Raw genomic sequence first — 12753 nt, forward strand, 5'->3', positions numbered from 1 at the left:
AGTCCAGGCAAGACCCTTGTGGTCCTGAAACACATTTATCAGAACAAAAAATGAAGCCAGAATTGACGAAGTATATTGTTTTTTCCTATTTCTCGGGTGATGCTACACCGCTTCAAAAAGAAATGGTGCTGGAATGGCTGGCAGACGGGCGAAACGTTGAATTGTATTTTACATGGTTGGAGGAGTGGGAGAAAATGCACATTCAGTTCCAACCCGATCCCGCGGAAGCATTGGGTAAGGTAAAGGCGAAGCTGCGCGAAGAGAAGCAGCCTGCTCTGTCACAGGAGGTATCGCCCATCAGGAGAATTTCGAGAAACGGGATGTTGCTATGGGCGGCAGCTTGCCTGTTTTTGATGAGTTTTGCAGGTTTTTTAGGGCGGGAGTTTTTGGTTTACCGTACCTACCACACAGCGTTCGGAGAGCAAACCAGGTTCCAGCTTGCCGATGGAAGTACCGTGCTGCTGAATGCGAACTCCACGTTGAAGGTTCCCCGCTGGGGATTTGGGAAGTCAACCCGGCATGTGTATCTGGATGGGGAAGCCGAGTTTTCGGTGCAGCATACGTTTGATCACCAGCATTTCAAGGTCCATAATGCCGATGAAAGCCTGATTACCGTGCTCGGAACTGAATTTGTGGTCTATACCCGGCCCCGAAAGACCAGCGTAGTGCTTAACAAAGGAAAAGTTGAGATTTCTTCACCGGCGGGGGAAGAGCCGCTCACGATGTTGCCGGGCGACCGTGCGACGGTCGAAAAGAGCGGGCGGATCATCATCGAGAAACTATCCCTGGAAAAGCTTGCCGAACACTCGGCCTGGAAGGAACACCGGCTGGTATTCGACGATACGCCATTGTATGAAGTGGCCCGTAAGATCCACGAGCTCTTTGGCGTAGAAGTGAAAATAAATGGCAAGGAGCTGGCCGCGCGTACCGCGACAGGTTCATTCCCGGCGAAAAATGCCGAGGAACTGCTCTCGATTCTTTCCTACATGTACGATTTCGAAATCAAAAAAACCGAGAATAAGGTCATTTTAATTCCTAACCCTTAATTGTTTTCTATCCTAAATCTGTTGTTTATGAAGCTACGATTACAATGTATGAGGTTTCTGTTCCTCTGTCTGGCGGTTGGTGCATTTCCCGCGCGTTCGCTGGGGCAGCTGCTGGCCAACTCCAAGACCATCGTTCGGCAATCGGACACGCGGCCTCAGCTGGTAGACCTGACAGATTTACTGCTGAAATTGAAGGACAAGTTTCACGTCGACCTGCTCTTTGAGGAGAAAATCGTGGAAAACATCCGGGTTTCGCCCAACAGTATCCGGCCGTCGGCCTCATTTGAAGATAATCTGGAAACGCTTCTGCGATCGACCGGTATTCATTATATGAAGGTCAAGAAGGATACGTATGTACTGAGGAACGAGAAGATCAGTATTGAGCAAAAGCCGCTCGAACACGTGCCTGCTTTTCCGGCCGACAATCGGCTGAAAGCCATCGGGATGCTGGAAAGAAAAATGCTGGCGGTTCCCGCAAAGGCGGCTGATGTAACAATTACCGGCCGGGTAACCGATGAAAAAGGAGAGGTTCTCCCTGGCGTGAATGTGACCGTGAAAGGAACATTAAGGGGCGTATCGGCTGACGCATCGGGGAATTACAGCTTGTCGGTGCCGTCGGGGCAGGTGACCCTGGTGTTTTCCTTTGTCGGGTATGTCAGCCAGGAAGTGCAGCTGGGCGAGAAGAAGACGTTGGACGTGATTCTCAGGTCGGATAACAAAAATCTGGAAGAAGTGGTGGTTGTCGCTTTCGGAACGCAGCGAAAAGAAAGCATCGTAGGTGCCATTTCTTCGGTGTCGGCCAGTGATTTAAAGGTGCCGGTAAGCAAGCTGAGCAATGCGTTGGCCGGGCAGATTGCCGGTATTGTATCGGTTCAGGGAAGCGGAGAGCCGGGTTCGGGGTCCAGCTTCTGGATTCGCGGGATCAGTAGTTTCGGGGCCAATAATACGCCTCTTATCCTGGTGGACGGGATCCAGCGCTCGATGGATCTGGTGGATCCGGAGGATATCGAATCATTTTCGATCCTGAAAGATGCAAGTGCTACGGCGGTTTATGGCGTGAGAGGGGCAAACGGGATCGTGCTCATTACCACCAAAAAGGGGAAGTACTCGGATAAACCGACCATCAATGCCCGCTTCGAACGGGGCTTTTTAGCGCCGATACGGCTGCCGAAACTGGCCAATGCGGAACAATGGATGGATTACTACAACGATATCAGCTATGATGCCAACGGGTCTGTCCCATTTCCGGACCATATCAAGCAAAAGTACCTGTCGGGAGCGGATCCGGACCTCTATCCCAATGTGGATTGGATGAAAACCACTTACAAGGATGTCACAACGAGCAACCGCTTGAACCTGAATGTGACCGGGGGCGGCAGGATTGCCCGGTACTATGTATCAGGCTCCTATTATAATGAAAACGGGCTGTTCAACCCCGTGGTTACCGAATCGTACAATCCATCTGTGAAGTACAACAAGTTTACATTCCGGTCTAATCTGGATGTGGATATTACTAAATCCACGGAACTGAGCCTCAATCTTTCGAACACCTACGAGAATAAGAGCCGCCTGGGTGTGGACATGGGCACGATGTATAACATTGTGATGACCACCCCGCCGATTGCCATTGCTCCGTATTATTCCGACGGAAGCCATGCGCAGCCGCTGGTGGGAAGTAACCCATATTACGCACTCAACTCGACCGGCTTTTCGCAGGACTTCTGGAACACTTCGCAGTCGCTGATGAGCCTCACGCAGGATTTGAGCGAATATGTGCTCCCCGGCCTCAAATTCAACGTGAAGTTTTCATGGGACGCAACCAACGAATCGACACTAGATAAGCGGAAAAACCCCGCGACCTATTATGCTACCGGGCGTGACGAATCCGGCAAGCTGATATTGCATAAAAATGCCGACGGCAGCGACTACTTATCTCTGGCAAGGTCCAACCGCGGTACAAAGACGACCAATCTCGAATCGTCGCTCACATACGACAATGCGTTTGGTGATCACCGGGTAGGAGGCCTCTTCCTGTTCACGCGGAGGGAGTTTACCAACAATTTTCCCACAAACTACATTCTGGCATTTCCCTACCGCAACATCGGGATCGCGGGGCGTTTGACGTATGCATTCAAAAACAAGCTGTTCTTTGACGGAAACTTCGGTTATAACGGTTCCGAGAACTTTGCGCCGTCGCATCGGTTCGGTTTTTTTCCGTCGATAGGCCTGGGATACAACGTGAGTAAGGAGCGGTTCTTCCATGATCTCTTTCCGGCGGTTAACCTCATGAAATTCCGCGGCTCGCACGGATACATCGGTAACGACCAGATCGGCGGGGATCGCCGGTTCGCATACAATTCCGAAATGCAGTATTCGGGGTCGTACACCTTTGGTACCACGGGTCAGAAGTATATTTCGGGAATCGCCACGGGGAATCCCGGGAACCCGAATGTCGCCTGGGAAGAGGCTATCAAGACAAACATAGGGTTTGAGATCGGGATATGGGATAAATTGAAATTGCAGATCGACTATTTCAATGAGCGCCGCGACGGGATTTACATTTTGCAGCAGAGCGTGCCGTCGGTAGTCGGGATCAACGTGGCCCAATATGTGAACCTGGGAAAAATGGCCAACAGGGGTGTCGACGGGTCCATTGAATACAGCTACGTGAAAGGAGACTGGCTGCTCTCCGCCCGGGGGAATTTCTCCTACAACCGCAACAAGGTCATTTACAACGATTCACCAACGCCTATTTACGGTTACCAGGAAGTGGCCGGACAGGCCTATGATCAGCAGTTCGGGCTGGTGTCGATGGGCCTCTTTAAATCCGTAGAGGATATTGAACAAAGCCCCGTCCAGAAGTTCGGATCGGTTGTGCCGGGAGATATCAAGTTCAAGGATATTAATGGGGATGGCGTAGTGGACAGCTACGACCGGATCGCGATCGGGCGAACGACGGTCCCCGAGCTATCTTACGGATTCGGGTTGAGTGCGAAATACAAGCAATTCGATTTGTCGGGCTTTTTCCAGGGTGTAGGAAATGTGACCCGCATTATCGGCGGGGATCCCGTGCAGGGACCGCAGGGAAGTATTTTGGTAAATGGGCAAATTCTGGCCGATGCGGCGGAGAAGAGATGGAGCCTGCATAACCAGGACCCGAATGCCGAATATCCCCGAATGTCGCTGGCTTACAACGAAAACAACCGGCAGGCCTCGACTTTCTATCAGAAGGACATGAGTTTTATCAGGCTCAAAAATGCGGAAATAGGCTATACCGTTCCTAAAAGCATCGTCAGTAAAGCGAAGGTTGCCAGTTTAAGATTTTACGCGCAAGCGGTTAATCTATTTACAGTGAGCAAGTTCAAGTTGTGGGATCCGGAACTGAATGCCAGCTTCGGAAACATTTACCCGCAGATGAAGACGGTGAGTATAGGAGCAAGTCTGAATTTTTAACAGCGATTAACATGAGCAAATTTTCTATCATTTCAGGCATTTTACTTTGCATGCTTGTGGTTACCTCTTGCAGCGATTACCTCTCTGTCGAATTGCAGAATGCACTGACGCTGGAAGAAACCTTCAATAAAAGAGCCACCACCGAAGCATATCTCGCACAGATTTATGGTTTCCTTCCCGACGATTCCGATATGGTCGGCGGCGAGAGTTCCGTTGTGCCCAGATCCGACGAAGGGATGTTTTCGTGGCTGTCCGGAGTATCCTGGCTGAATATGAACAATGGCTCGTGGGGCCCGACGACCGGTTCCTATGCAACCTGGAAGAGCAGCTATACCGGTATTAACCAGGCAACCATTTTTATGAACAATGTCGACAGGAATGTAGAGATCGGTCCGGCGGAAAAGGAGGTTATGAAAGCGGAAGCGCGCTTTATCCGCGCCTTTCTGTATTTCAACCTGTTGCGCAAATATGGTCCGGTGTACATCTGGGGGGATAAGGATTCGGATATTTCCATTCGTCCGGAAACCATCGACCGGCATACCGTGGCGGAGAACTTCGATTTTATATTGTCGGAATTTGACAAATGCATTGCTGCGTTACCTGCCACCATTGCGGAAGAGGCCTGGGCGGGTCGGGCAACGAAAGGGGCTGTTCTGGCCGCGAAAACCCGCGCCACGCTCTACGCGGCGAGGCCGCTTTTCAACGGTGCCGAATATCTGAGGGGCATGGTGAACAAAGAAGGCAAAAATATTTTTCCGCAGGGTACCGATCCTGCCAAATGGGAAGTTGCCGCACAGACGGCCAGGCAGCTGATCGATATGAATCAGTATGCACTCTACGTCGATAACACCGAGACAGACCCCATGCGGAAGGCGATCAAATCGTATCAGGGCATATTTTTCAAATTCTGGAATTCGGAGGTGATCTGGGGGCGTTGGCTGGGAGCGGCCAATGGGTGGGTTGTAAGGGCTAATCCGCCGAGGGCTGTGAAAGAAGGGTACGGAGGATATTCGCCTTCGCTCAAACTGGTAGATACCTATCCCATGGCCGAAAGCGGCCGTTACCCGGTCACCGGGTATGATGGCACGGGCTATCCCATTGTGGATCCGAAGTCGGGTTATCGGGAAGAGGGTTTTACGCCGAATTACATTCACCCGATGGATAACTGGGCGCCGATCAGGGCACATAACAGTACCGTCGGACGAGATGCGCGTTTCTACGCCTCCATTCTTGCCAACGGCTTCAACTGGTATAACCGTGGCTCGGGCGACAAGGTGATTACCTTCTATACGGGCGGGACCTCGGGCTACCAGGCTTCGGGCGACTGCGTGAAGGCAGGTTACCTGTTCAGGAGAATGAGCGACCCCAGCAACAACACCGAGAATGGGCAATGGGGGCAATTTTGCTGGCCGATGTTCAGGCTGGCGGAGATTTACCTGAGCTATGCGGAGGCATGCAACGAAAAGCCGCAGCGTAATGAAGCGGATGCATTGGCTTACATTAACAAAGTGCGAAGCCGCAGCGGACTCAACAAACTCGAAGTCGCCTATCCGGAGGTTGTCGGTAACCAGGCGCTGCTGCGGGAACTGATCCGCAAAGAGCGCATGGTAGAAATGGCTTTCGAATCGCACCGCTATCATGATGCCCGCACGTGGATGATCGCCGAGAAGGAATTTGTAGGTCCTAACTACACGAGAAACCTGGTGGCGACCAACTATGACGACTCATGGAAACGATCGTCGACTTTATTTCCGGGAACCAGGGTGTTCGAAAAGAAACACTATTTCTTCCCGATTAATCAGGAGCAATTAAACGAAATGAAAAACTTTACACAGAACTATGGCTGGTAGCAATAACAAATGCCGGGCTGCAATGACTTTTCAATGCCGGCTGGCGCAGGTTTGGGTAGTTTTCCTGGTCCTGCTCGGATCGGGATGTGAAGATCGCCGTATGAATAATATGATTGGCGATCAGGTCTATCTGAATGAATCCGGGGAGAATGTGCAGAATGTTTTCAAGGGTGAACAGTTCATCTACCGACTTCAGGTGATCAAAAGTGGTGTGGGACAGGAGGGGGGTGAAGTTTCTATCCAGGTAGATGAGTCCATTCTGGCGCGCTACGAGGGCAAGTACACATTGCTGCCGGCAGCGCTTTACAAAGTAAAATCTCCACAGATTTCTCTCAAAAGCTCGGATTATAGTGCTGATTTTGAAGTCGAATTTGACGCTGCCGCAATCCAGGAGCTGGAAGCCGGTACCCGTTTGAAGTACGCGATACCTTTCAGGCTTTCGTCCAATACCCTTCAACTAGCGTCTGATCAGCAGCTATTTTCCGTGGTCGTGCCGAAGGTTTTGAATCCTTATATCCAATTCAAAACACCGGGAATCGCACCGGCTACTTCGTCGGTCAGTCAAGCCAACTCGGCGCCCGAAACGAGGTATTATGCTTTTCTCCAAACCAACTACAATAATCAATCGGACCTGCAATACAAGGTAGAAGTGAGCGAGGGGGCACTGGCCGCGTACAACAAGGAGCACGGAACCACGCACCGGCTGCTGCCTGCGGCAGCCTACCGGGTTGATCAATCCAGTTTTACCATCGCCAATCTGAACAATGAACAGGCCATGTCCTACTACCTGATGACCGGCAAGGTTCCGGCGGGGGAGTATATGCTGCCGCTTGAAATTACGCAAGTCTCAAAGTATGGGATTGACCCCCAGGCGAAAACGATGTTGATTCCTGTTAAAATACTGGATTGATATGGGGTTTGGGACGTTTTTGGCGCTTTGAAAAGATATTTGATGTACAAACCAGTTGGCTGTCTGTATGAAGCGTGATTGTAAATTGATAGCGGGCGCTCTGCTGATATGGAGTTTTGCCTGCATGGATGTGTGGGCGCAGGAGGCATCTGTGAGCCCGTTCCGCTTGCCGGAAAAAGAGAAAAAGCAGGGCTACAAAATCCTGTTTGACGGCACTTCCATGGAGCACTGGATGGGCAATCTGGACGAATACGTGCTCGAAGAAGGTGCGATCGTGATGCATCCAAAATCGGGAGCGGGAGGGAATCTTTATTCAAAAGATACCTATTCCGATTTCATCCTGCGTTTTGAGTTCTTGCTGGAACCTGCGGGCAATAATGGCCTGGGGATCCGGCAAGATTATGTTGAGCCGCCCAATGGGTATAGCGGAATGGAGCTGCAAATACTGGATAATGAACATCCGAGCTATCGCAATCTGGAACCAGGCCAATACCACGGCTCGGTTTACAAGATTATTGCCGCCAAACGCGGGTTCCTGAAACTGGCCGGAGAATGGAATGTACAGGAAGTGCGGGCGATAGCCGATCATATCCAGGTTATTTTGAATGGAGAAACCATACTGGATGGCCATTTGAATGAAGCGACGGCCAGGCTAAAACCGGGTAGCTTTCAGAAGGCGGTTTTGAACAAATCCGGACATATTGCTTTTCTTGGTCATGGTTCGGTGGTAAAATTCAGGAACATCAGAATTAGGGAAAAATAGGGTCTATGGTCTAGGGCCTCTTGCACATTGCCGGGTCCGTCATGTGCCGCCGCGGAACCAAACTATGCTGGTATTGTTAATGTAGTGAACGATACAAAACAGCTATGGCGAGACCTAAAAAATTCGACGACGCGGCCGGATTGCAGAAAGCCCTGAATGTCTTTTGGAAAAAGGGCTATGCCGGCACTTCTATTTCCGACCTCACTGCCAACATGGACATTAATGCCCCAAGCCTTTACGCTACGTATGGGGATAAGCATAAGCTGTTTGTATCGGCGCTGCAAGCCTATATGCAATCCCAGCATGCATGGATGCGGGAATCGGTCGCGGAAAATAAGCCGGTGAAGGAAATCATCCGGTTCCTTCTGGAGTCGCTGTTAGACGATACACTGGCCGATCCGGAACGCCGCGGGTGTTTCATGGTGAATACGGTTACCGAAATGGCCAATCAGGATGAGCAGGTTTTTGCGATTGCTTCCAACAACGAAAATCAGGTGCATTCGATCCTGGCTGAACTTATTCGGAAAGGTCAGTCCTCGGGAGAGATTTCGGCCGATAAGGACGTCGATGCGCTGGCCAGCTTTTTGTTCATCAACTTCATGGGGATTCGGGTTATAGCAGCAACCAATAGTGATAAGAAGCACTTAAACAAGGCGTTAGACGTCATTCTCTCAGCTGTTTAAAAAATATTTTTAGTTTTATAGTGATCATTATAAAAACTATATGTAGTTTTGTATCGATCATTACAAAACAATTTAAACAAGCAAGATCATGTCAAGATTAGCGCATAAAACAGCAGTAGTTACAGGTGGTAACAGCGGAATAGGTTTGGCCACTGTAGAGGCCTTTATTCAGGAAGGTGCACAAGTTATTTTTACCGGCCGGAATGCCCAGGCCAACCAGCGGGTTGAGCAGGCGCTCGGCGAACAAGTTCATGGGATTGTATCTGACGCGGGCAAGTGGGAAGACATCCAGGCGATCAGGGCACAGGTCGAAGCTATTTCACCAAAGGTTGATATTCTCTTCATCAACGCGGGAATTGCCCAGTTTGCGCCGGTCGATCAGGTGAGCGAGAACTTTTTTGACAAGATATTGGATGTCAATTTTAAAGGGGCATATTTCACGATTCAGGCCTTGCTACCACTGATTAACGACGGGGGCTCGATCATCCTGAATACTTCGATCAATGCACATTTAGGCATGCCGGGTGCCAGCATTTACGCTGCCTCGAAGGCGGCCTTGCTATCGTTGGCCAAAAACCTTTCAGCAGAGCTGGTTTCCAGAAAAATCCGTGTAAATGCCATTAGCCCCGGCCCGGTAGCTACGCCGCTCCACACCCCGGATAAATTCGGCATCTCCGAAGACGAGTTCAAACAAATGGGAGAGGGAATTGCCGCGCAAATTCCGGCAGGACGTTTCGGCGCTCCGGAGGAGATCGCGAGTGCCGCCGTGTATTTTGCTTCCGACGAATCGCGCTTCCTGCTGGGAACCGAGTTGATTATCGACGGAGGCATGGCTACTTTGTAGTTAATCAAAAACTCACCCGCGTTCGGAAATTGAATACATCACTTCCCGGCATTTGCGCAGGATCTTATCAAAAATACTTTCGTTCTCCGGATAGATTTTTCTGTACATATCCTGTAAACGAAGAAAATGTGGTTCGCTCGCTTCAATGACGTCCGGGAAGTGCGTAATGCTATAATCCGGGTTAAATGTGTTTCCCCGGAAAGGATTGGGGCCCTTGGTATGGGTTGCGTCCTTACCAAATCCGACATTGTTCACCAGGCTGTTGTCGGGGAATAGGGATATACCATCGATTTTAAATACGGTCCACCACCACCTGATCGCCCAGGAGCTGATTTTTTTTCGTTCCATTTGATCGATAAGCATATCGGTATACTTGATGGTCCCGTTCAGGTCGAACTTCCTGGCTAGTTCCGGATCTGTTTTGAGTCGTTCATAGCCTTTCGCTTCGGGATCGAATGAGGCCCACGCTCTCTTCCAGGTAGCCCATCCCCATGATGCTGTAATGGGGAGGAAGAGCGCTGCTTTTTCCGCCCGAACACCAATGGGAAATTGGAAGCCGCACACCTGCATGACCCGGTTCTGACTTTCGTATTTGACCAGCGCATCATTCATATATTGCAGGAACCCCTTTGCAACGACCAGGTCGTCTTCCAGCACGATCACAGTTCCGTGTTGGTTGACCTGCTGCGTGACCCCTTCAATAATCGAATTGGCCAGTCCTTTGTTGGTCGCCGATTCGGTGATGATTACCTCTTTGCACCATTTACGCTGGCGGATCACCTCGCGCACTTCTGCTACCCGCTGGCGATCGCCTTCGGATGCATCCGTTCCGGGGCCGTCGGCATAAATGTAAAGTACCGACTCATCGGCCAATGTGGCATTGGCCAATGCCTCCAAAGTCCGCCTGGTTTGGGCCGGACGGTTGTAAACAAATAGCAGAATAGGTGCGGGGTGGTGTAGCATCGATGGTGAAGATACGCTATAAAATCGCTAAGCAAGTGCTTATTCCTGCAAAGTTGGATTTCGTGTGTGTATAAATTGGCTTACAGACTTGTCAGAAACTTATAATTTTCGGAGCAAATCAGCAAAGTGTCTTTGACGCCCGAATACATGCCTTCTGCAAACTTGATGTCTTTGCTCCGCAGTAGTTCTTTCACTTTGTCTGCCGTATCCCTTTCACCTTTCCGATGACAATCATCGATGATGATCGCAAAACGGTCTGCCAGCAGATCGTTCTCGACGATATCGACAATCTGGTACCTCGAATACCGGTCGCTTCCCCAGGGGCCGTCAACCAGGATGAGGTCGAACTTATTTCCGGCAACGTTTGGGATAAGGTCTTTATACACTTTGGTAGTATGTCCGTTAACTACCTTGTGTTCCAATTCGAGTACGAGCGTGTTCGGGACTACATTATGGATGTTGGCGGAAAAAAAGTCCAGCCAATTCTGATCCTGCTCTACAATTGTAAGTTTTGCATCCGGAAATGCTTCCAGGTACTGATAGGAGAGTTTCGAGGTTTCGCCCAGTCCAAATTCGAGAATGCTTTTTGGTTTGATTTCGTTGTAGATCCGATAAAGAATGTACAAGAACGGGTACGAGGCAGCCCAACGTCCGGGGTTGAGTGTTTTCTTTAGAAACCATGGAGAATCCGTAATCGCCGAGTTAAAGACGGCGCTCCAGTACACTTCGTCCGCTTTTCTGTTAACTTCCTTGATGGCATCATAGCCTCTTACCTGGTGGGCGATGATGTCCCTTAGCATTTTTAGCATATTCGTGTGTCTTAGTTAAACATCAGTTTTGTCTGATCCCTTCAAAATTAAAGAGCATTAATAAACTTCTGGCCTGCATCTTGAACAGTATCCTTGTCGACCGGAAAAGTAGCCCGCTGAAGATCGCTGCAACAGATTGAGAAATGGTGGTGGCAATAGCCGCTCCCAGGGCTCCGTATTTGGGAATCAGGAAAATATTCAGGAGTATGTTGGCAACCAAACCGAGCAGCGTGCGATACAGGCTGAATCTTTGCAGATTTTCTACAACCAGGTACTGGGTGGTGGCAACACCCAGGAACATAGGTACGAGCGCCCAGATATGCACCGAAAGAATACTGCCGGCAGCAGCAAACTCCGACCCAAACAGGACCTGGATAATCTGATTGGAGAACAGGGTGGTGACAATTGCCAGTGCCAACGATATCCGCATCATCCAGTTCACCAGAAACTGAATTTTTTGAATGAAAGCTTCTTTGCTGATCTTTTTGGCGTTCACCAAAGAGGGCAGGAAGCTGCCGGAAATGGCCATGGGCAAGAACACAAAAACGTCCGATATTTTGATGGCCGAACTAAAAAGTCCGAGTTCTTCTTCTCCCACCATGTTGGCAATCATGATCTGATCGAGCCGCACGTAGAGGATAACGGCCAGACTGGCCAGGATAAATGGCCAACCCTCTTTCAGCAGGTTCACGGCCATCGATTTACTGAATCTCCAGTTAAAGATGTTGTTATTTCGCTGGTAAACAACGAGCAGAAAGATATACGACAATGCGGCTTCCAATCCCATTGCGGCAGCAAACCAAAGTATTGGCTTCTGACTTATAATGAGATACATGCGCACAATGGCGCCCAGTACGTACGCGATGTTTTTCGATATGATGGTGTACTTCGACTGGAGCCGGGACTGGAACTCCAGATCGATCAGGTCGAGCGGAACGATCACCACATTTAACGACAGGAAGGCGAACAGCCAGTAGTATTCCGGCTCCAAATGCTCCACATAGAAGTAACCCGCTACAAATAGCAGCAGAAAGGGGAGGAGCATGACCCGGATGAAAAATGACGTGCCCAGTGTCTCGTTTTTCAAGTCGGGATGCTGTAAAATCTCCTTCGTTAAAAAACCGTCCATACCCAGCTTGGCCACTGTCATCAGGATGGTTATGAAAGCGGAAACGTAGTTGAGCTTGCCCCATTGCGTGGGTCCGAGATACCTTGCTACCCAAATACCTACCACCAACCCAATGACCAGTTTTAATACCTTATCGAACGATAGCCAGAAAATGTTCAGGATAACGGGCCCCCGAATCTTGGCCTTCACATTTTCGATAATACTATTTTGAGTCATCAACAAGCAACAAATTAATTCATCAGGCAACCTACCTAATTTTTCGCGATTTTCGGCCATAGTGCAGCGCAGCGGGTGCTCCGGCCC

General features: G+C 49.9%; 10 protein-coding genes. 7 read left to right on the forward strand and 3 right to left on the reverse strand.

Annotated elements, in window-relative coordinates:
* Positions 1-50: 50 nt before the first annotated feature.
* The 7 genes from CLV60_RS00670 (at position 51) to CLV60_RS00700 (ending at position 9549) form a co-directional block, all read left to right on the forward strand.
* Entirely contained in the window at positions 51-1046 is a 996-nt protein-coding gene (locus tag CLV60_RS00670) for a FecR family protein (RefSeq protein ID WP_106593463.1), read from the forward strand.
* Positions 1047-1073: 27 nt separating this feature from the next.
* Positions 1074-4499, forward strand: coding sequence for a SusC/RagA family TonB-linked outer membrane protein (locus tag CLV60_RS00675; RefSeq protein WP_211302168.1), 3426 nt, complete (start codon positions 1074-1076; stop codon positions 4497-4499).
* Between the two features lie 11 nt (positions 4500-4510).
* On the forward strand, positions 4511-6349 hold the full coding sequence (locus CLV60_RS00680) for a RagB/SusD family nutrient uptake outer membrane protein (RefSeq protein ID WP_106593464.1): 1839 nt from the start codon (positions 4511-4513) through the stop codon (positions 6347-6349).
* Between the two features lie 22 nt (positions 6350-6371).
* On the forward strand, positions 6372-7259 hold the full coding sequence (locus tag CLV60_RS00685) for a DUF1735 domain-containing protein (protein ID WP_170118674.1): 888 nt from the start codon (positions 6372-6374) through the stop codon (positions 7257-7259).
* A 67-nt stretch (positions 7260-7326) separates the two neighbouring features.
* The gene (locus CLV60_RS00690; RefSeq protein WP_106593466.1) at positions 7327-8022 is read left to right on the forward strand and encodes a 3-keto-disaccharide hydrolase; all 696 of its coding nucleotides are present in this window, start codon (positions 7327-7329) and stop codon (positions 8020-8022) included.
* Positions 8023-8126: 104 nt separating this feature from the next.
* Complete coding sequence (locus CLV60_RS00695; RefSeq protein WP_106593467.1) at positions 8127-8705, forward strand: TetR/AcrR family transcriptional regulator; 579 nt, start codon at positions 8127-8129, stop codon at positions 8703-8705.
* An 88-nt stretch (positions 8706-8793) separates the two neighbouring features.
* A complete protein-coding gene (locus tag CLV60_RS00700) occupies positions 8794-9549 on the forward strand; it encodes an SDR family oxidoreductase (RefSeq protein WP_106593468.1) in 756 nt (251 codons plus the stop codon).
* Between the two features lie 12 nt (positions 9550-9561).
* Here the strand turns inward: CLV60_RS00700 and CLV60_RS00705 are convergent, their stop codons facing one another.
* The 3 genes from CLV60_RS00705 to CLV60_RS00715 form a co-directional block, all read right to left on the reverse strand.
* Entirely contained in the window at positions 9562-10512 is a 951-nt protein-coding gene (locus CLV60_RS00705; protein WP_106593469.1) for a glycosyltransferase family 2 protein, read from the reverse strand.
* Positions 10513-10592: 80 nt separating this feature from the next.
* Positions 10593-11312 carry an O-methyltransferase gene (locus CLV60_RS00710; RefSeq protein ID WP_170118675.1) on the reverse strand — a complete coding sequence of 240 codons (720 nt, stop codon included), beginning with the start codon at positions 11310-11312 and terminating at the stop codon, positions 10593-10595.
* 31 nt (positions 11313-11343) lie between these two features.
* Entirely contained in the window at positions 11344-12666 is a 1323-nt protein-coding gene (locus CLV60_RS00715) for a flippase (protein WP_106593471.1), read from the reverse strand.
* Positions 12667-12753: the final 87 nt, after the last annotated feature.

Source organism: Dyadobacter jiangsuensis (assembly GCF_003014695.1).
Lineage (GTDB): Bacteria > Bacteroidota > Bacteroidia > Cytophagales > Spirosomataceae > Dyadobacter > Dyadobacter jiangsuensis.